Source organism: Pseudomonas sp. McL0111 (genome assembly GCF_052567255.1).
The window spans coordinates 1330117-1354409 of the sequence record NZ_CP199585.1; the positions used below are offsets into that span (position 1 = coordinate 1330117).

General features: G+C 61.0%; 18 protein-coding genes. 3 read left to right on the forward strand and 15 right to left on the reverse strand.

Features of this window, described 5'->3' with window-relative positions; translation table 11 throughout:
* Nucleotides 1-6: 6 nt before the first annotated feature.
* From pgaA to ACTWLJ_RS06085, 8 genes are all read right to left on the reverse strand, one after another.
* Nucleotides 7-2487 (reverse strand): poly-beta-1,6 N-acetyl-D-glucosamine export porin PgaA, encoded by a 2481-nt coding sequence (gene pgaA, locus ACTWLJ_RS06050; protein WP_445180219.1) that lies wholly within the window; start codon nucleotides 2485-2487, stop codon nucleotides 7-9.
* Between the two features lie 267 nt (nucleotides 2488-2754).
* Entirely contained in the window at nucleotides 2755-4260 is a 1506-nt protein-coding gene (locus ACTWLJ_RS06055) for a YdgA family protein (protein ID WP_445180220.1), read from the reverse strand.
* A 290-nt stretch (nucleotides 4261-4550) separates the two neighbouring features.
* Nucleotides 4551-5186, reverse strand: a complete 636-nt coding sequence (locus tag ACTWLJ_RS06060; RefSeq protein WP_401210827.1) for an NADH:ubiquinone oxidoreductase subunit N — start codon at nucleotides 5184-5186, stop codon at nucleotides 4551-4553.
* A gap of 93 nt (nucleotides 5187-5279) precedes the next feature.
* Nucleotides 5280-6722 (reverse strand): efflux transporter outer membrane subunit, encoded by a 1443-nt coding sequence (locus ACTWLJ_RS06065; RefSeq protein WP_445180221.1) that lies wholly within the window; start codon nucleotides 6720-6722, stop codon nucleotides 5280-5282.
* Nucleotides 6719-7621 carry an efflux RND transporter periplasmic adaptor subunit gene (locus ACTWLJ_RS06070; RefSeq protein ID WP_445180222.1) on the reverse strand — a complete coding sequence of 301 codons (903 nt, stop codon included), beginning with the start codon at nucleotides 7619-7621 and terminating at the stop codon, nucleotides 6719-6721. The genes ACTWLJ_RS06065 and ACTWLJ_RS06070 overlap by 4 nt, the downstream gene beginning before the upstream one ends.
* A complete protein-coding gene (locus ACTWLJ_RS06075) occupies nucleotides 7618-7827 on the reverse strand; it encodes a DUF1656 domain-containing protein (RefSeq protein WP_445180223.1) in 210 nt (69 codons plus the stop codon). Before ACTWLJ_RS06075 ends, ACTWLJ_RS06070 begins: the two co-directional genes overlap by 4 nt.
* Entirely contained in the window at nucleotides 7824-9887 is a 2064-nt protein-coding gene (locus ACTWLJ_RS06080; protein ID WP_445180224.1) for an FUSC family protein, read from the reverse strand. The genes ACTWLJ_RS06075 and ACTWLJ_RS06080 overlap by 4 nt, the downstream gene beginning before the upstream one ends.
* Entirely contained in the window at nucleotides 9884-10312 is a 429-nt protein-coding gene (locus ACTWLJ_RS06085) for a MarR family winged helix-turn-helix transcriptional regulator (protein WP_445180225.1), read from the reverse strand. Before ACTWLJ_RS06085 ends, ACTWLJ_RS06080 begins: the two co-directional genes overlap by 4 nt.
* Nucleotides 10313-10514: 202 nt before the next feature.
* Between ACTWLJ_RS06085 and ACTWLJ_RS06090 the strand changes: the two genes are divergently transcribed.
* Nucleotides 10515-10793 (forward strand): antitoxin of toxin-antitoxin stability system, encoded by a 279-nt coding sequence (locus ACTWLJ_RS06090; protein WP_401210814.1) that lies wholly within the window; start codon nucleotides 10515-10517, stop codon nucleotides 10791-10793.
* Between the two features lie 65 nt (nucleotides 10794-10858).
* Here ACTWLJ_RS06090 and ACTWLJ_RS06095 read toward each other — a convergent pair whose 3' ends face one another.
* Together ACTWLJ_RS06095 and ACTWLJ_RS06100 are read right to left on the reverse strand one after the other, a co-directional pair.
* Nucleotides 10859-11104 (reverse strand): DUF2789 domain-containing protein, encoded by a 246-nt coding sequence (locus tag ACTWLJ_RS06095; RefSeq protein ID WP_401210811.1) that lies wholly within the window; start codon nucleotides 11102-11104, stop codon nucleotides 10859-10861.
* Between the two features lie 122 nt (nucleotides 11105-11226).
* Nucleotides 11227-11694 carry an aminoacyl-tRNA deacylase gene (locus tag ACTWLJ_RS06100; protein ID WP_445180226.1) on the reverse strand — a complete coding sequence of 156 codons (468 nt, stop codon included), beginning with the start codon at nucleotides 11692-11694 and terminating at the stop codon, nucleotides 11227-11229.
* Between the two features lie 188 nt (nucleotides 11695-11882).
* Between ACTWLJ_RS06100 and ACTWLJ_RS06105 the strand changes: the two genes are divergently transcribed.
* The gene (locus ACTWLJ_RS06105) at nucleotides 11883-12413 is read left to right on the forward strand and encodes an NfeD family protein (RefSeq protein WP_445180227.1); all 531 of its coding nucleotides are present in this window, start codon (nucleotides 11883-11885) and stop codon (nucleotides 12411-12413) included.
* Nucleotides 12414-12415: 2 nt separating this feature from the next.
* On the forward strand, nucleotides 12416-13174 hold the full coding sequence (locus ACTWLJ_RS06110; RefSeq protein WP_401210803.1) for a slipin family protein: 759 nt from the start codon (nucleotides 12416-12418) through the stop codon (nucleotides 13172-13174).
* Here ACTWLJ_RS06110 and ACTWLJ_RS06115 read toward each other — a convergent pair.
* The 5 genes from ACTWLJ_RS06115 to ACTWLJ_RS06135 are packed head-to-tail and all read right to left on the reverse strand — an operon-like array spanning nucleotide 13157 to nucleotide 24288.
* A complete protein-coding gene (locus ACTWLJ_RS06115; protein WP_445180228.1) occupies nucleotides 13157-14140 on the reverse strand; it encodes a sulfotransferase family protein in 984 nt (327 codons plus the stop codon). The two genes, ACTWLJ_RS06110 and ACTWLJ_RS06115, sit on opposite strands and share 18 nt — an antisense overlap.
* Nucleotides 14128-14913 (reverse strand): aspartyl/asparaginyl beta-hydroxylase domain-containing protein, encoded by a 786-nt coding sequence (locus ACTWLJ_RS06120; protein ID WP_445181322.1) that lies wholly within the window; start codon nucleotides 14911-14913, stop codon nucleotides 14128-14130. Before ACTWLJ_RS06120 ends, ACTWLJ_RS06115 begins: the two co-directional genes overlap by 13 nt.
* The gene (gene cysC, locus ACTWLJ_RS06125; protein WP_445180229.1) at nucleotides 14910-15515 is read right to left on the reverse strand and encodes an adenylyl-sulfate kinase; all 606 of its coding nucleotides are present in this window, start codon (nucleotides 15513-15515) and stop codon (nucleotides 14910-14912) included. The genes ACTWLJ_RS06120 and cysC overlap by 4 nt, the downstream gene beginning before the upstream one ends.
* The gene (locus ACTWLJ_RS06130) at nucleotides 15499-17013 is read right to left on the reverse strand and encodes a TolC family protein (RefSeq protein WP_445180230.1); all 1515 of its coding nucleotides are present in this window, start codon (nucleotides 17011-17013) and stop codon (nucleotides 15499-15501) included. Before ACTWLJ_RS06130 ends, cysC begins: the two co-directional genes overlap by 17 nt.
* Nucleotides 17014-17061: 48 nt before the next feature.
* The gene (locus tag ACTWLJ_RS06135; RefSeq protein WP_445181323.1) at nucleotides 17062-24288 is read right to left on the reverse strand and encodes an Ig-like domain-containing protein; all 7227 of its coding nucleotides are present in this window, start codon (nucleotides 24286-24288) and stop codon (nucleotides 17062-17064) included.
* Nucleotides 24289-24293 lie beyond the last annotated feature (5 nt).

Sequence of the window (24293 nt, forward strand, 5' to 3'; positions counted from 1 at the left end):
ACTCTTCTAGAAGCGGAAAGTGAGGTCGACGAGCAGACGCAGATCGGTTTCCCGGTCACCGTCGTAAGGCCGGTTGATCACACTCAACAAGCCGCCCACTTCGAATACATCGTTCCAGGCGTAGCGCTGGCCGTAACCGAGCATTGCCATGCCGCCCGTGCCGTGATCACGCTGACTGTAAGTACCCGCGCCGGCCTGGAACTGTTGGCTCCAGGATGTTTCGTAGCGGTGGTAGAGCACGTGATTGACATTCACCGTCGGCATGACGCTGAAGTCCGCCTTCGGGTTGAAGTACGGCACATCCTCGGAGTTGGAGTTGTGGCTGGTGCCGACTTCCAGACCGGCATCGACCTGCACGTTCGGTGCGCTGTAGACGCCTTCGCGACCGGTGAGCAAGGCTTCGACGCGGTTGTTGCCGTCACTGAAGTGCGAGGGGCTGACAGACAGTTTCCACTCGCGGCTTTCGTTGGCGCGCCAGCGGATGAAACCGCTGCCACCGTTGGCCTTGATGTCGCTGTTCAGCGCACGCAATGGCGTTTCGGCCGACAGATAGGCGAGGCTGCCGCCGTACTGCCAGTTGTCGTTGATGTCGCGGGCAATCGCAATGCGCGCGCCCTGTTTGTCGCCGTAACCGTAATCGTGGTTGGAAACTTCGGCTTCGAGGGTCATGTCACGGGTGCGGCGTTCCAGGCCGACGCGCTGGAAGCGGTCAGTACCAGTGCCTTCGGCGAAATCGCCGGTGGCGTAGCCGACGCCGGCAAACACGCGCCAGTCTTCATTGATCGGCGGGCTGTAAAGGGTGCTCTGGATACCGAAATCCCGGCTGCCGCTGACAGCCCCGGCACCGCTGCCGCCGCCGCCGTTGGCCTTGCCGCCGTAGGCTTCGACGCGCAGTTCGGACATGTCGTGTACTTCGCGTTCGCGTGCTGCTCGTTGTACCTGACGGTTGTCCGGGTAACGCTCGACCACATCGTCGGTCAGCGCATCCATCTGCCGCCATTCCTGCAGGGTCATGGCAGTCCGCGCCTGGGCGAGTTCCAGTCCCATGTCGCGCGGCACCATACTCTCGGTTTCCTTGAGCTGGTTTTCCGCACGTCGCGGCCATTGGCGGGCCAGATAGAGGTCGGCTTGCGCCAGACGCAAGCCAACGTTGCCCGGCGCCTGATCCACCAGTGTCTGCAACTGCTCCTCGCCGTGCGGCAGATCGGAACCATAGGCGCCGGCCTGCGCCGCGAGTTGCTGGGCGTCCATCCATTCGTCATTGGGGTTGCCGATTGGCAAGCCCTTGAGTTCGATGCGTGGACGTTGCGACTTGGCCAGATCGTCGGCGACTTTACGCGCCTCTTCGGCACGATCACTTTCGAGCAGCGAGTAATACAGCGCGGTGGTGTCTTCGAGGCGATCACCGGCATCGGCGTCGGGCGCCGAAAGTACCTGGCGATAGAGGTCGGTAGAGATTTCCGGCTGGCGCTGATCCAGATAGGCAGCGGCGACCCAACGCAAAGCGTAGGTCGGGATCTTCACGTTTTCGGCTTGCAGCTTCTGGTATTCGCTGATGACGTCAGCGGTGCGCGCCCGGGCCTTGAGCGCACCCATGCGGTCGATGCGCCAGCGAACCACGTCGTCGTGAGCGCTTGCATCCGGGGTCCAGGTGGCGAGCAGTTTGTCGTAATCGGCCAACGCGCGGTCGGCGATCACGTAGCGTTCTTTTTCAGTGCGGCTGGCGAACTCGGCAAGACGCACGCGCTCGGCGGCAAGATCACCTTCGAGACGGCGCAAAGTTACCGGATCGATCAGCCCCGGCCGTTGATTGGCCAGACGCAGCGCCGGTTCCGGCAGACGGGCCTTTTGCAGGGCGACCACGTATTCACGGGCGACTTCCGGTTTGCTGCCGGCGCGGATGAACGCCTGGTCGTACTCGAACAGCGCGTCGTATTGCTTGCCGGCGCGGGTCAGCGCATAGCCGAGCGCCAGACGCCGCGAAGGATCGTCAGGTTTGGCGGCGACCAAGGCTTTGGTGCGGGTGACGGCTTCGTCGGGTTTGCCGGAATCGGCCTGGGTCAGCGCCAGACCCAATTGCAGGTCGGCGTTGTTCGGGTCCAGCGCCAAGGCTTTGTTGTAGACCTGAGTCGCCTGATCCCAACGCTTGAGATTGCGATAGGCGCGGGCGGTGGCGGTCAGTGCCTGCACCGGTAGCACGCGGTCACGGCCCTGGGTTTCGTAGACTTGCACCACTTCGGCGTCAAGCCCGGCCCAACTGGCGATTTGCAGGTGATCGCTGATCTGCCCGGTGGTCGATTGCCCCGCCGGCACCTGACGCAAAACCGTCAGCGCAGGCGTGTATTGCCCGGCACGGGCATCACGCACCATCTGATCATAGGGTGTATCGGCAAACGCCAGTGCCGGCCAAAGCAATTGGCTGCACAGCGCAAAACGGAACAACGGGCGTAAACCACGATGTAAAACAGGAACATCAGTACGCGGCATTCGTCAGCATCCTTACATGGCCAGCCGGGTCGCAATGCCCTCCTTGCCCATTCGTAACGAAGGCCGAGTGAATTTCCCCGGCCAAGCTTAGTCAGGCAGTCTTGCATGCAAGCGTAGACCAATATCCAGAACACAATATTTATTCAGAATCGCGACCGGGCGTCTCCCGCAGGCGAGGTAAACCCATACCCCAGACAGCAAAACGCCCGGCGTCTGCGGGTGCAGAGGCCGGGCGTCGCTTTGAACGCTGGTGTTTACAAGGTCCGATTACTGAACCTGAGTAACACCGGCAAACTTGCTCATCAGGAAGCCGATGAACTGCTCGACGGTCATTTTCTGGCCGTTGAATTCCACCTGATTGGCGGCGTAATGCAGCTTGGTCACGACATTGCTGCCGTCCAGAGTCGCCAATTGCGAACCGACTGCCATGCCGGAGAACATCTCGGCCGCGGCGCTGGCCTGATCGGCAATGGCTTTGGCATCGGTCTGACCATCAACCTGCGCCTGCACGCTGAGCAGATCGATCAAACTCGGCTTGGACACCTGGATATTCAGGTCGAGCAACGCGAGCAATTGTTTGCCCAACTGATCCGGTGGCAGATCCATCGACTGCGGCTTGGTCAGATCAATCACCAGATTGGCGCGGCTTTCACCGTTGGCGGTTTTCAGCGAGAGGTTTTCCAGCGCCACTTGCGGGCCGGCAGCCAGCAGTTTTTGCAGATCGGCTTTGACCTGTGCGGACTCGGCTTCGGTCAGGTTCAGTTCCGGCGATGGCAAACCTGCGGCGGCGGCCTCGGCGGAAGCCTTTTCGTAAGGCTGCAACTTGGTCTGGTAGATCTGCATCAGCGACATGGCCGACGGGATATCGAGGTTCTTCAGGCTCATGGCCATCTGTGCCGAACCGATTTTCTTGTCGTTCAGCGACACTTCGCCGATCTGGTAATCAGCACGCCCGGAAGCGTTGGTGCCGGTTTCTTCGGTGAGGTTCTTCATTTCGAAGTTCTTCACGCCCAGCACCGATTGCTTGGGACCGAAGGTCACCTTGCTGCCGGTCAGTTCCAGAGTGTTTTCACCGGTGTAGTAGCCGTAGCTGCTCTTCGCCAGATTGCTCGCCAGGGTCAGACCGTTGAGCTCGATCTGCACCGGTGCCTGATCTTCGGCGACCGAGGTCAGCTTCAGGCTATCCATATAGCCGTTGGCCTTGACCTTCTGCGCCTGGGCGCTGGCGGAGATGTCCATGCTCAGACCGGAAAACTTCAGGCTCGACTGGTCATCCAGCGCGGTTTCCAGCGGCAGCAGTTCGAGGCTGCTGGTGGTCGACTCGTCGTAACCGATGTTGGTCACGCCTTTGAGCGGCGCGGCACCTTTGGTTGCGGCGAACCACTTCTCGGTGGCGGCATTCTTTTCCAGCTCATAGTTGCTGGTGGCCATAACCGGCAGCCATTTCAGCGACAGCAGACGCGAGAACGGCAGTGGGCCGTGTTCGATATGGTCGACAAACAGCAGCTCGACCGGCGCCTCGCCGAACATTTCACCTTCGCCCTTGAGGCGATAGTGCGCGGTGCTGGTGAAGGTGTGGCGCTCAAGCGAAACCAGTTCCAGCGACGCCGTGCCGTTGGAGCCGGCCATCGCGGTCTGCAGCTCTTTGTTGGCATTGCTGACCGCATTGTTCAGCACGCCTTCAATCTTGGTGCCCGTGTACCAGGCCCCGCCGACGCTGATGGCACCGATGGCAACAACAATTCCGAGAAGCACGCCTGCTGATTTATTCATGAATGACCTGATCGATTTCCGTGGCTGTGAGTGTGGTCGTCTTCCCTGAACCCGTAACCGGGTCGCGGCTCGACTCCGCTGAAATTAGCGATGGAGATTAGCACTGGGCGCGGGAAGCGGCCCAATGTTTAAAGGTTAAAGAGTGTCTATGGGGAGTGTGGACAGTGAACAGGCTGCAAGAGTTTCGGTGATCTGGAGACGCAATCGCTGGCAAGCCAGCTCCCACAGGGATATCTCTTTACCTGTGGGAGCTGGCTTGCCAGCGAAGAGGCCCGTTGATTGACCGAAGATCAGGAGTACTGAACCTCGATCTCATCCAGTTGATGATCAAAGCTTTTGAGCCGCGCCGTCCAGGTATACACCAGCACTTCGAAATCCCGGTCGATCACCGCTTCGCCCGGCCCCTCGCCGCGCGGATCGCAAAAATCCAGCTGATAGCGTTCGCGAGCCATCGCTGTGGCGACGTCGGACAGCTCACGGGCATTGTTCAGCCAGTGCCAGCCTTCGTCAGCGATCTGCTTGTCGAGTTCCAGACATTGTTTTTTCAGGGCTTCGAGGCTTTTTTCCAGCGGTGTGCCGGTGAGCTCGCCCATGACTTCGGCGAAGGTGCGCCCCGGCTGCCAGTAACTGCCCCAGAAATAGCGATCGAATACGGTTTCAACCCGGCGCAGCGCGACTTTGGTGTCCCAGATCAGCACCAGGGTTTTGCCCTGTTCAAGCTGTCTTTTTTTGACCCGCTGCACCTGAACCGACGCCCAGGCCACCACCACAATTGCCATGACCGCGATCAGCGCGGTGGCGCTGTCGAGGAAGACCATGGCCTTGTCGATCTGGTGAGCGAGCATGATGCCGTAGAAATAGGTGGCCGATAGCAGCAGTAGCGCTGCGAGGGCGCACCAGAAGCCGAGAGCGTAAGGGTTTTTCATTATTGGTTTCCCCTAGACCAGCACTAGCAATCTGCGTTGAAAAGGCGCCTTGCTCGGGGCGCCCTTCCAACACTTCAAAGCATAGCAACGGCCTCAGGGTTTGCCGGGGTTTGACGCTTGCGTTCGTCCGCTTTCCCAACCGCCGCCGAGGGCGAGGAACAAATCGATCTGGCTCATCGCAACCTGGGTGTTGGCAGCGGCCAGTTGCGCGGTCACGTCGGTGTAAGTGCGAGTGGCCTGAAGGTCGGCCAGAAACGACTCGCGACCCGCCTGGAAGAAGCGGTGCGTCTGGTCTGCCGCCAGTTTCGCCGACTGCTCGGCATCGGCCAGCGCATCGCGGCGCTGCAGCAACGCGGTGTACTGCGCCAGACCGGTCTGGGTTTCACGAATGGCGTTGAGCACCACGCCATCGAAATGCGCGAGCGAAGCCTGGGTGTTGGCTTCAGCCTCACGGATTCGTGCGCGAGCGCCGTTGGTCGGCACCTTCCAGCTCAGCGACGGGCCAAAGCCCCAGCGGTTGGTCGAAGGGTCGCCGAGGTCGGAGATGATGCCGACAGTGCCGATGGTCGCGCCGATGCTGATGTCGGGGTACAACTCGCCAGTGGCGACGCCGATTCCGGCAGTCGCGGCAGCCAGACGGCGTTCGGCCTGACGAATGTCAGGGCGACGTTTGAGCAACGCAGCGCCATCACCCACCGGCACCAGTTGCGCGATTTTCGGCAGTTCGGCGCAGGTCGCAGTGCCTGCCGGCAATTGATCGACCGGTTTCGCCAGCAGCATCGACAGACGGAACAACCCAGCCTGACGCGCCGCTTCATAACGCGGCATGTCGGCACGCAGAGATTTAAATTGGGTTTGCGAACGGGTGACCTGGGTTTCATCACCGCGCCCGGCGTCACGCAGACGCTGGATCAGGGTCGTGCCCTGCTGCTGCAGGTCGAGGGAATGCTGGGCAATTTCCCGCTCTTCGTTGGCTGCGCACACCTGGGTGTAGGCCCGAACCACATCCGCCACCAAGGTTATGCGTGCGGTATCGGCGGCCGCTTGCGTGGCGTCGGCGTTGGCCTTCGCGCCTTCAATGCCACGTTGCAAAGTGCCCCACAGATCAAACTGATATGAAGCGCTGATGCCGATATCGCCGACATTGGCCACCGGCACTTTCTCCGGCAGCAAATACGCTTGACCGGATTCCTGCAAACGCTGGGCGCCCATCTTCACTCCGGCACTCCAGCCACCGGCGGCTTCCGCCTCGTCGACTTGCGCGCGAGCCCGTTGCAGGTTGGCTGCGGCGACGCGCAAATCGGTATTGGAAGCCATGGCCTGCTGCACCAATTGATCCAGACGCGGGTCCTGATACAGCCGCCACCAGTCCGCCGGCACTGGCGCCGAGACCACCGGTTTGCCGTCTACCGCCAGATCGCCTTGAAAGTCCGTGCGGTTGACCGCGGACTTTTCCGGCAAATGGTAATCCGGGCCGACCATCTGACAGGCCGACAACATCAGACCCAACCCGGCGATCATCAGCGCCCTACTCATTGCGCGGGCTCCTGCTTGCGGTTGTCGGTTAGCTGATCGTCGATGATCGACACGGTCGCCGTACGCCCGGCAATCATGCGGAAGTCTTCCGGCACATCATCAAAGGCAATGCGCACCGGAATCCGCTGCGCCAGCCGTACCCAGCTGAACGCCGGATTGACGTTGGGCAGCAGGTTGTTGCCGCTGGTACGGTCGCGGTCTTCGATACCGGCGACGATGCTTTCGACATGCCCGCGCAGCTTCGCCCGATCGCCGATCACGCGGATGTCCACGGACTGGCCGACATGGATGCCGTCGAGTTTGGTTTCTTCGAAATAGCCATCGATGTGGAAGGAGTTGCTGTCGACCACCGACAGCACCGCGCGGCCGGCCGTGACGAACTCTTGAACACGCGGCGCCCGGTCGTTGACGTAGCCGTCGACCGGACTGCGGATCACCGAGCGGTCGAGATTGAGCTGCGCGCTGTCCACCGTCACCAGCGATTCCGCCAGCGCCGATTGCGCACGAGCCACCTTCGACTGGCTCTCTTCCAACTGCTCAGCCGGCACCAGATTGCCGAGGCCACGGTTACGCTTGGCTTCACGCTGGGCCTGAGCGAGGGTTTCTTCGCGGTCGGCCACGGCAGCCTTGGCCTGACGCAGGGCCAGTTTGAAACGGTCCTGGTCGATGCTGAACAGCACCTGCCCGCGTTTCACCAACTGGTTGTCCTTGACCTCGACCTGCTGGATCAGCCCGGAAACGTCCGGCGCGATCTGCACGACATCGGCGCGAATATGGCCGTCACGAGTCCAGGGCGCGAACATGTAATACATCACCATGCGCCAGACGAGGACGACGGCGAAAGTCACGATCAGCAAGGTCAGTACCACGCGACCGATAGTCAAAAACGGTTTTTTCATGTCATCAGGTATCGACTGAGTGAGTCCACGCCGTACAGAAGCACGGCATAGAGCGCCACGTTGAACAATGCCCGGTGCCAGACCAGACGGTAAAAGTGCAGGCGTGTCAGCGCGCCATGCACCAGCAAAAACAGCACATAAGTGATGCCCATCAACACCAGCAAGGTCGGCAGGAAGATGCCGCTGATGTCCAGATCACCGATCATAGGGGCGCTCCATCGGGCAGCGGTTCTTCGGGCTCGGCGCTGGAAACGAATTCAACACCGGGCAACAGCGCCAGACGCAAACCGCTCAAGGCGTGCAACAGGTGTAGACGGGTTTCCTCGTCGCCGTGACCATTGAGCGCACGGCGCGTGCGGTCCATGGTCATCAGCAACGCGCTCGGCGCTGGCAAGCGTTCGCCGGCCTTGAGACAGGCGCGGAAATACTCGCCGACTTCGGCGACTACTTGCTGCAACAGCGTCTTCGGCACGCCGGTCACTCGCGGGGTATAAGCCAACAAGTCGAGCAAATTCAGGCCCACGCGTACTTCGCGTAAGGCGATGCCCGTGTCCTGCCCGGTCAGGGCCAGACGCGGCAAGTGCTGCATCAGCCGGTCAAGCAGTTGCACGCCCAATTGCCGGTGTTCGGCGAGATTCGCCGGCTCGGTCATGTTGACGATGTCTTTCCAGCTGAAACGGGTCAGGCGCTTGGCCGCCAGTTCGGCGCCAAACGGCCGCGCCACCAGCGTCCAGATGAACGCGAACAACAGGCCTATCGGCCCCGCCAGGTTGGAGTTGACGAAGGCAAAGAAGTCCGCGTCGTAAGCGCCCTGAATGCTGATGAATGACGAGGTGTTGACCAGCGTCAGCAGCATGCCGAGGTAGAAGCGCGGCTGCACTGTCAGGGTGCCGACACAAATGAACGGGATGGCAAACGCCAGCACCAGCATCGGGAAATCGTGCAGGTTCGGCAGAATCAAAAACAGATACAGACTGGCAAACAGCACCGACATCCCGGTCCAGAAAAAGAACCGGTAAATCTGCGGCGCAGGGTCGTCCATCGAGGCGAAGAAACTGCACGCCACCGCCGCCAGAATCACCGCGCTGCCGCCGTCCGGCCAACCGAGCAGAATCCACAGCACCGAGGCAACAATGATCGCCAGAATGGTCGAGGCTACCGAGTAGAGCATCAGCCCACGGTCGATAAATGGCGTCAGGCGACCAAGGCGCCAGTGACGATACACCGCACGCCAACTGTCCTGACGCTCGCAAAGAATCGCATCCTGCAGACTGCGGCAGTCTTGCCACAGATCGATGAATTCACCGAGGCGGTAAATCGAGTTGGAGAACAGCAGTTGCCTGCGATCTTCCAGCGCTTCGGTACTCGGTTGCAGGGCTTCGAGTTGGTCTTTCAGCGCTTGCCAGCGATCAAGATCGGCGTCCTGATGGGAAAGCCATTCACGGGTCGCGGTCAGCAGCGGAGCGAATTTTTCCACCAGTTCCGGGGTACGCCGTTCGAGGGCGTAGAGCGAGTCTTCCAGGGCATCGATCACCGGCAGCAAGTGAATCATGCGCCCGCGCAATTCCTTGGTATTGCGCACGGTTTGCGGTCGCGAACCTTCGTGCGGCAACTGGCCGATCATCAATTCAAGGCTGTTGAAACTGGCGACCATGGCCATGCGCAGTGCGGTGACTTCTTCGGGCTGCACATCACGGCCGAGAAACTTCAGGCTGTAGCTCGTCGCGTCGGCGAACCACTTACCCACGGCATCGTTGAACACCGGCGCCAGACGCCGTGGCCAGAACATCGCGCCGACCACCGCGGCAACGGCGATTCCGAGGAAAATCTCTTCGGTCCGCGCTTCCGCCACATCCCACACATTCAGCGGGTTATCCACCACTGGCAGGGCGATCAGCGGCAAGGTGTAACCGGCGAGCATCAACGCGTAGCTGTTGGCGGTGCGCAAATGCAGGGACAGAAACAGCAGAATCCCCGTCCACAACGCGATCACCACCACCAACACATACGGGCTCTGAACGAACATCGGCACGAAAAAAACCGCCGCCGCAGCGCCGAGAAAGGTGCCGATTGCACGGTACAAGGCTTTGGAACTGGTCGGCCCGAGGAACGGGCTGGAAACGATGTACACCGTGGCCATCGCCCAATACGGTCGCGGCATTTGCATGAGCAAGGCGATGTACAGCGCAATCATCGACGCTGCAAAAGTACGGACCCCGTAGAACCAGTCCCGGGCAGGCGGAATGCCGGAGAAAAAACCGTTCAAGGATTAACCACCGCTGGCGGACTGGCCGCCTCAAAAGCTTTCAGTACTCGAAGCGTAGCTTCCAGATCACTTTGGTCGATGCCTTCGAGCACTTCGTGACGCAGCCGCACCAGTTCGATTTCCACCGCCTGCACCAACTCCCGACCCGTGTCGGTCAGGCTCAGGCACTTGGCCCGGCGATCCTGTGCATCTTCAGTGCGACAAACGTAACCGGCGTGGCACAACTGATCGAGCAGGCGCACCAGCGACGGACTTTCCATCCCGGCCGCCTGCGCCACCGTCACCTGCCGCACACCCTCACCCAAACGCCCGATCATCAAGAGCGGGACGGCACAGGCTTCGGAAATTCCATAGTTGACCAGCGTGGTCTGGCAGATCTTCCGCCAATGCCTGGCGGCCACCACCATGGCACTGCTGATGTTCATCTGGAGAGCGTCGAGGTTATTCGGCACGGGACAATGCACACTGTTAGTTTGCTAACTATCAATATCGCATTGGAGGGGATTTTCAGTCAAGTTTTGAAACAAATCTACCCGTCGGTCGCAAGTAGCAATCCTGAATATCTAATTGCGTATCTACAATGTATATACCACGTCAGTATCCATCCCTTTTTCCAAGGAGCCGAAAATGTCGAAGCAAGCCGTTTTCACAATGAAACTTGAGCCGGAACTGCGCGAGCAGTTTATGGCTGAAGCGGAGGCATCACACCGTCCTGCGTCGCAGATTGTGCGAGAAATGATGCGTCAGTTTGTTCAGACTCAACAGGAAGCTCGTGAGTATGAAATATTTTTACAGCGCAAGGTCGACATAGCCCGGGAGTCAATGCGGGCGGGTGATGGCCTGTCCAATGAGGAAGTTGAAGCACAATTCGCCGCCAGGCGCAGGCGGGCAGAAAATCAAGAATGAAGATTATCTAGACTCCAGCCGCCGCACAGGATCGTGCGCAGATTTGGGATTACCTGCATGCACAATTACCCCGCCCGCCCCTTACGCAGCAACACATTCAACTCATCCACCACCTCCGCCCAATCGGCATCCTCCAGAATTTCATCGCGCAAAAACTCGGCCTGACTTTTCGTCCAGAAAAACGCGTCTGCCAGGTGCAGTTCGGGTTTCAGCGGGGAATGGGTGGCGATGAATTGCTCGATGCTGACGGGGTCGTCGTCGAGGCCGAGTTGTTTGAACAGGGAAGGTAGGCTGTGGGTTGGCTGTTGCATGTTGGGCTCCTTGAAGTAAGTGGTGTGTGGAAGATTATTCGCGAGCAAGCTCGCTCCCACAGGTTTAACGCGATCTCCTGTGGGAGCGTGGCTTGCCCGCGATGGCGTCAGCTCAGGCGCCATCAAATCTGATGACTCAACTCCCGCACCTCGGCATGCGGCACCATTTTCAGAAACTCGGGCATGCTCATGTGCAGCAGATAGTTATGGTTGCCGGCCTCCAGATAGATGTCTTGCTGCCGCGTCAGCAGCGGGTCGATAACCATGTCCAGACCATAGGAATCGCCCAGCGGCGGCACCGCGCCGCGTTCGCAGTCGTCAAAGATATGCGGCAGATTGCTTTCGCGGGTCAGTTGCCATTCACCGCCGTTGCGCACTTTGCTCAAGTCCAGGTGCCGACTGGCCGGCAGCACCGCCATCAGGTAATGCCCATGGTGGTCATCAAGGATTACCGATTTGGCTACTCGCTCGGCGGGAACACCGGCAACCCGCGCTGTTTCCAGGCTGCTCGCCGAGTGTCGGTGGGCGACGATGTCATATTCGCAATGCGCCCGGTTCAGGCTGCTTTGGACCTTTTTTGCCATACGCATGATGCACCTCGATGTTCGGCGGAGCGCTGCCCGCAGAACGTTGTTGCTGTTTCCCAGAGTCTAGTTCGACAGACCGCCAGCGAACGGAATTCCGCTCACCGGACACATCGGCACATTGATCAGAATTCATCCAGCCGCAGCCTCAACTAGACTGAAAGAACTACCCCACGACTCTCCCGGAGGGTCACGTGAACAGCCGTTGTTGTGCGTTAGTCCTGTTACTGCTGGCGAGTGGCTCGGCCTTCGCCGCTGACGCCTCGATTGCATCAGTGAACCCGGTCGGTCTGTGGCTGATTACCTTGGGCATCGTTTTTCTGATTGCCGAAGCTGCGCTGCCGAATTACGGCGTGATCGGTCTGGGCGGGATCATCATGTTCGTGATCGGCGCACTGATTCTGAGCAATGCCGAATTGCCGGTGCCGATGATGATTGGTCTGGGCCTGATCAGCGCCCTGCTGCTGATTGCACTGCTGGTCCGCGCCTTGAAAACCCGGCCGCGACACGCAGTCAGTGGCGATGCCGGCCTGCTCGGCAGCGTGACGCCAATTACCACCGTGCAACCGGGTGACGCGCGTAACGGCTGGGTGCAACTGCAAGGTGAACGCTGGCAAGTGCTCAGCGCCACACCGCTGCATACCGGGCAATCGGTGCGCGTGGTGGGTCGCAAGGGATTGTTGCTGCAAGTGGCCGCGGCTGACGCGGCGCCGCTCGGAGAGTGATCATGGGTCTGCAAATCGGTTTTGTTGCACTGCTGTTTCTGGTGATAGCCCTGGCGGGTTCGACGTTCCGCATCCTGCGCGAATATGAACGGGGCGTGGTGTTCCAGCTCGGACGTTTCTGGCAGGTCAAAGGCCCGGGGCTGATCCTGCTGATTCCGGTGGTGCAGCAAATGGTCCGGGTCGATCTGCGCACCGTGGTCCTCGACGTGCCGCCGCAGGATGTGATCACCCGCGATAACGTCTCGGTGAAGGTCAACGCAGTGCTGTATTTCCGCGTGCTCGACCCGCAGAAGGCGATCATTCAGGTGGAAGACTTTCTCTCGGCCACCAGCCAACTGGCGCAGACCACGTTGCGCGCGGTGCTCGGCAAACATGAACTGGACGAGCTGCTGGCAGAACGCGAACAGCTGAACATCGATATCCAGCAGGTGCTCGACGCGCAGACCGATGCCTGGGGCATCAAGGTCGCCAACGTCGAAATCAAGCACGTCGATCTCAACGAATCGATGGTTCGTGCCATCGCCAAACAGGCCGAGGCTGAACGTGAACGCCGGGCCAAGGTGATCCACGCCGAAGGTGAGTTGCAGGCCTCGGAAAAACTCATGCAGGCCGCAGAAATGCTCGGCCGCCAACCCGGCGCCATGCAGTTGCGCTACATGCAGACGTTGACTTCGATTGCCGGTGACAAGAGCTCGACGATCGTTTTTCCGTTGCCGATTGAGCTGCTCAAGGGGATGGCGGATTTATCCGGCAAGTCCTGATAATGATTTCTCTGCACAAACAGTATTAAGGCGAAAGGTTTCCAGCGCGTCATAGGGTGCCTGCGCGCAGTTTTGCACTCGCGTCTGCAACAGCGCCGACGCCTCACGCCGTTTGTCTTCGCCATCGGCGACAAACACCTGCGACGGCTGTTTTGCATGCCGACCAGTCGTCGCAAACACTTGCTGGCGCTGTTCGGCACTCAGGCCGAAAAACTCCGCCAATCGCCCGCCCATCGCCTCTGGCAACTCGCTGTAATTCACCACCATCCCGCCCGAATCACGACAGTGCGCCAGCCCCGCTTCGAGCAAACGCCCGAGGCGCCGAGCGATGAAATCTTCGCGTCCTTCAAATGACAATCCATCCTCCAGAACACAGTCGCCGAGCATACCCGGCACCATGTGCATGCCCGGACGACGCAGGTGCGAGACGGCGATTTCCAGCGGATCGCGATAGACGAACAGCCACGGAGTGTCAGGGAAGCATTCACGCAACAACGGCCATTCACCGATGTTCCAGGCATCAAGCTTGATCACCAGGCGTTGCTGGCTACCGCCCCGCCGCTGCCCATAGGCCGAGAGCAATCCGCTGATGGCGGCCCGGCGTTCCTCGGCGGGCAAATCACTGCGTAGCAAGGCATCGAGCGGCGGCGGTTCCGAGACAACGATGTGATCGTCGAGACCGGCAAGCATCTGACTGATCAACGTCGAGCCACAACGCGAGGCGTGCAGGATGAAAGCGCTCGGTGCCAGACCAGGACTTTGTGCCTGCCATTCGGCCAGTGCCGATAGCGGCGTTTGCCGACGGAACGCCTGATTGAATGGCAGACGCAACGCGTCTTCCACCGCATCGCGGAAAAACGGCTGATGCACCGGCGTGTCGCTGAACCAGCACCAGTCAATCTGCCATTGTCCGGCGACCGGCCAGATACGAATCGGCAACCAGCCGTGCAGATTCAAGCGCTCCATTGTTCATTCCATTGCCGACGACCATTGCGCATCGCGGCACGCAGTTCTTCGCGGGAGAATGCCATTCCCCGCTCAGCGGCCAACTCCAGGGTTCGCGAGATGAACTGTTCAGGGTCGGGCAGTGCCTGCAAGATCGCGGATAGCGCAGAGTCAGTAGCGACCGCGTGCTGAAAACGTTGCAGCGCTGTTTCGATCCGTTGTGCTTGTGGGGTGCTTGGCAGACCGTCGGCGATCATCCGCTCCAGCCACTCGCCGGGCCGACAATCGAGCACCAGATGAACCCGCAGCGACGTATCGCGGTTATCCACGCGATGCGGTCGGGCGAGATCGAGAAACCAGCACTCCCCGGCCTGCATCGGGACTTTTTCACCGTCGAGCCAGAAGTCGACTTCGGGCGGGCTGAGCAGCGGAATATGCAGGCGCAGATCGGCATCCGGGCCATCAAGATCGTAATCGCGATGTTCGTGAATCTGCGCGCCCGGCGCCAACCGCAACAGCCGCGCACTGACGATTTCCAGCGGCAGATCACGCAAGCCGGTTTGCCAGCGCTCGTCCAGCCGCCAAGGTGCGCGGTGCAGCGGTTCACCACGTCCGGGCGACAACTCGGTCAATGCGTCGCTCGCAGAAATCAGCGCGACACCGCTCCAGTCACCGGTGAAGTACCCGGCATTGAAATGGCTGCGCCAGGCATCGTCGACAATCGCCGTCAGCGCTTGCAGCAACAGCGACAAATCCACCGACACCGGCAAACGCGAATACGCCGGGCGGTTCATGCCTTCGGCAACACTGAACATTCACCGAGCCAGGTCAGCAATCGATCAAGGCACGCCTCAACCGATTGCCCGCCGGTGTCGAGAACCAACGCGGCTTGTGCCGGTGCTTCGTAGGGTGCCGAGACGCCGGTAAAACCCGGCAACTCACCACGCCGCGCCCGACCGTAATGCCCCTTGGGATCGCGATGCTCGCAGACCGCCAGCGACGCACTGCACCAGACTTCGCGATAATCCTCGCCCAGCCGTTGGGCAAAGATTTCCCGCAACTGAGCCAGTGGCGCGATCATCGCCAGAATCACAATGTGGCCGTTTTCCACCAGCAGCGCCGCCAGTTCGCTGGCGCGGCGAATGTTCTCCAGTCGATCTGCGTCGGTGAATCCCAGATCGCGATTCAACCCGGTGCGCAGGCTATCGCCGTCGAGCACCACACTCTGCAAACCGCGCTCGAACAATTCGGCATGCAACGCCTGGGCAAGCGTCGATTTGCCCGCCGCCGGCAGGCCGGTCAGCAGGATCGCCGCACCGCGATGGCCGTTGCGGACCTCGCGTTGCGCACGGCTGATGCTGGCGACTGGCGCCAGCAGATTACTTGACGGCGGCATGCGCCACCGGCACCGAGATATCCCCCGCCGCCCACGCCGATTCGCGGTTGGCCAGTGCAGTTGCGATGGACTGCACTTCGGTCGACTGCACTTGATCCGGCAGCGGATCGAGGCCGGCGCTGGCGAAGATCTGCCCGTAGGCGTTACGCAGATCGGCGTAAGACAGATCGCGACGCAGATCGGCCTGCAAGTTGTTCAACTCGCCCTGAATCAACTCCAGTTCGCCAATGCCGGCAGCCTGATGACGGTTGCGCAACTGGCCGACGATTTGCCCATCGATGTCCGACAGTTGCTGGTTGGTCTTGAACTGGCGCATCGCTTCCTGATAGTTGGCGTTGGCCACGTACAGTTGCGCCAGCACCGCAATCGACATTGCCTGACGGCGCGCGGCAGCGACTTCTTCGCCAGCCTTGGCGACGTTGATTGCCGCTGGAGCGGAGATCACGTTGAACAGGTTCCAGGTGACTTTCACCCCATAGTCAGCCCAGCCCTGCTCGACCAGAAACGAGTTGCTGTCGTAATGCCCGCCAGCGGAGAACTCCAGACCGGGCAGCAGGCGCAGCATGGCCTTGCGGGTTTCGGCGGCGCTGATGCGGGTCTGGTAATCCTGCTCGCGCAGTTCCGGGCGGCTGGTCAGGGCTTCCTGCTCCAGTTTCGACAGATCGACCTTGAGTTGCGGGATCTGGTAACCGTCATCGGTGGCCAGGGTCAGGTTGGTGCCCAGCGGCAAGTTGATCAGCGTCGCCAGTTCGGTTTTCGCCAGCGACAGAGCGCGGCGCTGTTCTTCCAATTGACGCGTGGCTTCGATCAGCGAGCGTTGATAACCCAGCGATTGCACCGGGTCGCCGATGCGCTGATCGCTCATGCTCTGGCTATTGTTGCGCGCCGTTTCGACCCGCGCCATCAGGCTGTCGATCTGCTTGAGCAGACGCTCGGCGGCCATCGCTCGCCAATAGGCCGAGCGCACGTCCTGGACGATGGTGTTGATCACCTTGCGCCGGCGTTCTTGAACGATCAGACGCTGGTCGCCCTGCTGCTTGGCGCTGATGTAGCTGACGCCGAAGTCGAGCACGTTCCACACCATGGTCAGGTCGGCGACATCACGGTCGCGATCCTGAGAGGTCGACGGTTCCAGGGACTGGGTGCCGGTGCGCACACTCTGGCTGCTGGAGGCGCTGACGTTGTTACGTCCGACGTAACCGGCATCCAGCGCCATACGCGGCAGCATGTCGAAGCTGGCGAGGTCGAGTTGCCGCTTGGCGAGTGCCTCTTCCATGATCTTCAAGCGGCCTTCGAGGTTGTACTTCACCGCACGGGCCATGGCCTGGTGCAGCGTCAGCGGACCGCTGAGCGGTTCCTGACCCTTGTACATGTTCTGCAGGTCGGTTCTGGCCCTCTGCTCACTGACGCTGCGCTCGATAGGATCGCTGGTGACTGCGCAACCGCTGATCGCCAGCGCCAGCAAGCTGGCGCCGAATAACTTCTGACTCTTCTTCATCCCTGGACCGCCCCTGGCTACCGCACCGTGTTAAGTAGTTTTGTTGGTTCAGGCCGATATTTCGCTGATACCGACCTGTTGCAATGCCGCCGCCAGGTCATCGACCCGGTGCTGTTCACTGTCCTTGAGTTGTTGCAGTTGCTGACCCAGTGTCGGTGCGCCAAATACTCCGCGCAGCCCCTGGGAAATATCGCCGCCCTTGATCGAGTGATGATCGAAGGCGTTCAACGAGTCACGACCGCTGTCGCTGCCCTGGTTGAACAGGCTCGACAGCGTGCTGCTGCCAAACACCCCGCCATCGCCGCCGCCAAATCCGAGGAAGCCATGACCCGAGCCGTCGCCGTAATTGCTGTCGGAGAACACTTGGGCAATGAAGCTCGGGCTCAGCGCGCCGTGATTCATGAAGATGTCACCCAGCGGCCGCAAGCCATCGCCGATCACGCGCTGCTCGAACAACGGAGCGAAGGTCAGCGGCGAACCGAGATCGCCGGTGGGCGGAGTGAAGATGATCGGTTGCAGCGGCGCGTTGGGTTGCGGCGGCAACACCACTGGATCGCCGGCACGGAATTCCGGATCGGGCGGCACCACCACAATCGGTGAGGTCGGCGTAGATGGCGGAACAATCGGCGGCACGGTGTTGATCGCGTAGTTGCCGGACTGACTCGTGCCACTGCCGCTGTTGCCTGACTGATCACTGACGCCGGCACTGTCGACGCTGATCGCGTTGCTGGCGCTGCTGACGTTGGCATTCGGCGTCAGGGTCGCGGTCCAGGTTTTGCCGCCGTCACTGCTGCTCAGGTTCGACAGCGTGCCGTTGGCGACATTGATGTCGGCCAGATCAAATCCGCTGACGGCTTCGTTGAAGGTGATCGTCACCGGAGAAGTCTGGCCGAGACCCAGATTCGGGTTGCCGATGACGACGGTGGCAGTCGGTCGTTCACTGTCGATCGCGTAGTTGTTCGACACCGTCACGGTGTTACCGGTGTTGCCTGCCAGGTCGGTGACGTTGCTGGTGTCCAGCGCGATGAAGTTGCTCGGGTCGGTGACATTGGCGGTCGGGGTGAACGTCGCGGTCCAGGTTTTGCCGCCGTCGCTGCTGCTCAGATTGCTCAGATCACCGTTGGTCACGCTCAGATCGGACAGGTCGAAGTTGCTCACCGTCTCGCTGAAAGTGAAGGTCACCTGCGTGGTCTGGCCGATACCGATGTGCGGGTTGGCGACCACGATATTCACGGTCGGCTGGGTCGCATCCAATATGTAGTTGTTGGAAATGGCGATGCTGGCGCCAGCGTTTCCGGCGAGGTCCTGCACACCCGAAGTATCGAGCACGATCAGGTTGGTTGTGTCGTTGACGTTAGCGGTCGGGGTCAGCGTGGCAGTCCAGGTCTTGCCGCCGTCACTGCTGAGCAGGTTCGACAACGCACCGTTGGCGACGCTGATGTCGGACAGATCGAAGCCACTGACCGCTTCACTGAAGGTGATGGTCACCGTGGTGGTTTCACCGATACCCAAACGATTGTCGGCAACCACGATGGTGGCGGTCGGCAGCGCGGTGTCGATGGCGAAGTTGTTCGAATCGGTGGTGCCCACACCCGCGTTGCCCGAGGCGTTGGTCACGCCGCTGTTGTCGAGGACGATCAGGTTGCTGGTGTCGGTGATGTTGGTGGTCGGCGTGAAGTTTGCCGTCCAGGTGACACCGCCGTCGCTCGACGAAACATTACTCAACGTACCGTTGGCGATGGTCAGGTCGGCGTTGGTGAAACCGCTGACGGCCTCGCTGAACGTGATTGTCACCAGTGAGGTTTCGCCTGCTTTCAACGCGGTGTCCGCAACAACGATGGTCGCGGTCGGCACCTCGGTATCGACCTGATAATTGCTCGAATTGGTGGTGCCAGTGCCGGTATTGCCGGCCAGATCACTGATGCCAGCGTTATTGAGGACGATCAGGTTGGTCGCATCGGTAACGCCGATGGTCGGCGTGAACGTGGCAGTCCAGGTAATGCCGCCGTCGCTCGACGTCACGTTGCTCAGCGTGCCATTGGCGACGCTCAGATCGGAGTTGTCGAAACCGGTCACGGCCTCGCTGAAGGTGATGGTCACCAGCGCCGTTTCGCCGGGACGCAGGTCATTGTCGCTGATGACGATGGTGGCAGTCGGACGCTGACTGTCGATCACATAGTTGTTCGAGTCGGTGGTGCCGCTGCCCGCGTTGCCCGCCAAATCGGCGATGCCGGTGTTGTCCAGAGTGATCAGATTGCTGGTGTCAGTGATGCCGGCCGTCGGGGTAAAGGTCGCGGTGAACGTGATGTTGTCCGAGGTGGTCAGTCCGGACAACGTGCCGTTGGCTACGGTCACGTCGGCCAGAGTCAGTCCGCTCACCGCTTCGCTGAAGGTAATGGTCACTGTGGTGGTCTGGCCAACTCCCAGCGCCGTATCGGCAACCACGATGGTCGCGGTCGGACGCTGGGTGTCGATGGCGTAACTGTTGGAGTTGGTGGTGCCGCTACCGGCATTGCCCGATGCGTTCTGCACGCCGCTGTTGTCGAGGGTGATCACGTTGGTGGCGTCAGTGATGCTGGTCGTTGGAGTAAATGTTGCGGTCCAGGTAATCCCGCCGTCACTGCTGCTTACCGCGGTCAAAGTGCCGTTGGCGATGGTCAGGTCGGCGTTGGTGAAACCGGTGACGGCCTCGCTGAAGGTGATAGTGACCAGCGAGGTCTCACCGATATTAAGAGCGTTGTCGGCGACTACAATGGTCGCGGTCGGCAGTACAGTGTCGATCGTGTAGTTGCCGGAATTGGTGGTGCCGGTGCCCGCATTGCCCGCCAGATCGGCGATGCCGGCATTGGCGAGGGTAATCACGTTGGTGGCATCGTTGACACCCGCCGTCGGGGTGAACGTCGCGGTCCAGGTAATGCCGCCGTCGCTGCTGCTTACCGCGCTAAGCGTGCCATTGGCAATCGTCAGATCGGCGTTGGTGAAGCCGCTCACCGCTTCGCTGAAGGTGATGGTCACCAGTGAAGTCTCACCGGCATTCAGGGTTGGATCAGCGACCACGATGGTTGCGGTCGGGCGTTGCGTGTCGATGCTGTAGTTGTTCGATGTAGTGGTGCCGGTGCCGGCGTTGCCGGCCAGATCGGCAATACCGGTGTTATCCAGCGTCACCACGTTGGTGGTGTCATTGATGCCGCCAGACGGGGTAAAAGTCGCCGTCCAGGTAACGCCGCCGTCAGCACTGCTCACCGCCGTCAGCGTGCCGTTGGCAATCGTCAGGTCAGCGTTGGTGAAACCGCTCACCGCTTCACTGAAGGTGATGGTCACCTGTGATGTATCGCCGATTTTCAGGTTGCTTTGCGCGAACACGACAGTCGAGGTCGGGCGCTGGGTGTCGACTGCGTAATTGTTCGAGTTGGTGGTGCCGCTGCCGGCATTGCCGGAGGCGTTCTGCACGCCGCTGTTGTCGAGGGTGATCACGTTGGTGGCGTCAGTGATGCTGGTCGTTGGAGTAAACGTTGCGGTCCAGGTAATCCCGCCGTCACTGCTGCTTACCGCGGTCAAAGTGCCGTTGGCGATGGTCAGGTCGGCGTTGGTGAAACCGGTGACCGCCTCGCTGAAGGTGATAGTGACCAGCGAGGTCTCACCAATGTTCAGCGCATTGTCGGCGACCACAATGGACGCTGTCGGCAGCACGGTGTCGATGGTGTAGTTACCGGAATTGGTGGTGCCGGCGCCGGCGTTGCCCGCAAGGTCAGCGATGCCGGCATTGGCGAGGGTGATCACGTTGGTGGCATCGTTGACACCCGCCGTCGGGGTGAACGTCGCGGTCCAGGTAATGCCGCCATCGCTGCTGCTTACCGCGCTCAGCGTGCCGTTGGCAATCGTCAGGTCGGCGTTGGTGAAGCCGGTCACTGCTTCGTTGAAGGTGATGGTCACCAGCGAAGTTTCACCGGCACTCAGGGTCGGATCGGCCAGCACGATGGTTGCGGTCGGGCGCACGGTATCGACGGCGTAGTTGTTCGATGTAGTGGTGCCGGTGCCGGCGTTGCCGGCCAGATCGGCAATACCGGTGTTATCCAGCGTCACCACGTTGGTGGCGTCAGTGATGGCGGCGGACGGGGTAAAAGTCGCCGTCCAGGTAACGCCGCCGTCAGCACTGCTCACCGCCGTCAGCGTGCCGTTGGCAATCGTCAGGTCAGCGTTGGTGAAACCGCTCACCGCTTCGCTGAAGGTGATGGTTACCTGCGATGTATCGCCGATTTTCAGGGTGCTTTGTGCGAACACGATAGTCGAGGTCGGGCGCTGGGTATCGACTGCGTAGTTGTTCGAATTTGTGGTGCCGACGCCGGCATTTCCCGACAGGTCAGCGACGCCAGTGTTATCCAGCGTGATGACGTTGGTGGTGTCGGTGATGTTGGAGGTTGGCGTGAAGGTTGCCGTCCAGGTGATGCCACCGTCTGCGCTGCTCACCGCCGTCAGCGTGCCGTTGGCGAGTGTCAGGTCAGCGTTGGTGAAACCGCTGACGGCCTCGCTGAAGGTGATCGTGACCAGTGAGGTTTCGCCGATTTTCAGCGCGTTGTCGGCAACCACGATAGTGGCGGTCGGCGGGGCGGTGTCGATCACATAATTGTTCGAGTCGGTGGTGCCCGCTCCCGCATTGCCGGCCAGGTCTGTCACTCCAGCGTTGTTCAGAGTGATCAGGTTGGTGGCGTCGTTGACGCTGCTGTTGGGGGTGAACGTTGCGGTCCAGGTGATCCCGCCATCGGCGCTGGTGACCGCGCTCAGCGTGCCGTTGGCAATCGTCAGATCGGCGTTGGTGAAGCCGGTCACCGCTTCGCTGAAGGTGATGGTCACCAGCGAGGTTTCGCCGATGGCCAGATTGTTGTCGGCGACCACCACGGTAGCGGTCGGGCGCACGGTATCGACGACGTAATTGGCTGAATTGGTGCTGCCCGTGCCGGCGTTGCCGGCCAGATCGGCAACACCGGTGTTGTCCAGCGTCACCACGTTGGTGGCGTCAGTGATGTTGCCAGTCGGCGTGAAAGTCGCTGTCCAGGTAATGCCGCCATCGGCACTGCTTACCGCCGTCAGCGTGCCGTTGGCAATGGTCAGATCGGCGTTGGTAAAACCGGTCACGGCTTCGCTGAAGGTGATGGTCACCAAAGAGGTGTCGCCTATCTTGAGTGCCGTATCGCCCATCGCGATGGTTGCAGTCGGACGGACTGTGTCGATCGCGTAGTTGTTGGAGTTGGTGGTGCCGACGCCCGCCACGCCGTCAGAGACTGCGGTCACGCCCGTATTATCGAGGGTGATCAGGTTGGTGGTGTCGGTAATGCTATTGGTTGGTGTAAGCGTCGCGGTCCAGGTGATACCGCCATCAATACTGGAAAGGGTCGTCAGCGTGCCGTTGGCAACCGTCAGGTCAGCGGTGGTGAAACCAGAAACTGCGCGACTGAAGGTGATGGTCACCAGAGACGTTTCGCCGATGGAAAGGGCCGGATCGGCGACCACGATGGTGGCGGTCGGCGGTTCCACGTAGGCGGTGTTGAGCGAACCGCCATTGTTGAAGATCGCCGCCAGGGCACTCGGCGTATTACCTGTCGAACCACCGCTCGACAGACCACCGCCACCACTGGCAGCAGCGTTGCCACTGATCGCGGCAAAGTTGCTCGCGGTGATTAGCACCACGCCGCCGTTATTCCAGATCGCGCCGACACCACGACCACCGTCACCGCCGTTGGCGCCATTGCTGCCAACACCGCCGCCGCCACCACCGCCACCACCGGCCGCGATGTTGTTGCTGATCACCGAGGTGCCGATGACCTTCAACGTGCCGCTCGAGGCGTTGTAGATACCGCCGGCCGCATTGGCGCCGACGCCGCCGACCTTGTTCCAGCCCGAGCCACCACCACCGCCGCCAATGGAAATCGTGCCATTGCTCGCCGTGCCACCATTACCGCCGTGGCTGTAGCCGGCGCCGGCACTGCCGCCGTTGCCGCCCACGCCACCCGTGCTGGTGCCGCCGCGCCCCCCCATGTCGGCAGGAGAGTAGCCACCGCCGTAACCACCCGCGTTAGCGCTGCCAGCACCGCCTGCATAGGGCCCGGTGGCCGGGCCGGTCGAACCGCCGTGACCACCGACCTGCCCACCGATACCGCCACCGCCACCACCGCCACCGCCGACGTAACCGCCGGTCACCCCACCGCCGCCACCACCGCCGGAAGCGGCGTTGGCAGTTACCGTGACGTTATTCAGAGTGAGGATGCCGGCGTTGAAAATCCCGCCGCCCATGGCGCTCGCCGCCGCTGCGCCGCCGTTACCACCGGTGGCGGCCACCAGACCTCGGGTAATGACCAAGCCGTCGAGGGTCACCGTGTTGCCGGAAGCGACTTCCACCACGCGGGTTTTGTATTGGCCGTCGAGCGTCACGTCGGCCACGCCGTCGTTGTTCAAGTCACCATCGACGGTGATGCTCTTGTTGATCAGCAGCTCAGAGGTGAGCTGGACGGTCATGCTGGAACTGAACGTGACGATGTCACCGTTCTGCGCCGACGCCAGCGCCGCCCGCAACGAGCCGACACCGGTATTGAGATTGTTGGTCGCGGTCCAGGTGGCCAGGCCCCACTGATATTCGCTCATGGCTTTGGTCGAGAGCACGTTGGCGCTTTCGATGTTGCCGGTAGCGATCTCCAGATTCCAGTCGCCGCCGACGCCGGTACGGTTGTTCGATGCTGCAATGTCGCGACCGGTCAGTTGCGCCAGAGAGTCAACGAAACTCAGGCCGCGATCACCTTCGGCGGTGTAGCAGCCGTAGATCAAAATGTCGCCGCCGACGTTCATGTCCTTGCCGATTTCAGCGAGAACCGCGCTGCGTTGGGCGACGTTGTCGGCTGATAGATAGCTGTCACCCAGCCACAGATCGCCGGCATTGCCGTGAGCGATGATCTGCACCGAGCTGATGCCTTGATGGTGATCGAGATAGTCGGCGATCTGTTGCAGGCCGTCCTTGGTTGCATCGAGTTTGACCACTTGGGTGCCCGGCGCAACGCCCTGCAGCAGACTGTCGGCGTCCTTGACCCGGGAATCGACGAACACCACGCTCTGCCCCGGCACCGCGACGGGGCTGGCGGCCGGTGTGGCGTCAGCCTGACCGTGAGTGTCCTTGCTGACGCTCGGGTGATCGGCAGTCGGCGTCTTCGCTGCATCAGCGGCAGGATGGCTGTCGGCCTGGGCTGCCGTATCGGCCACGGTGGCTGCGACTGCGCCGTCGAACAACATGCGCG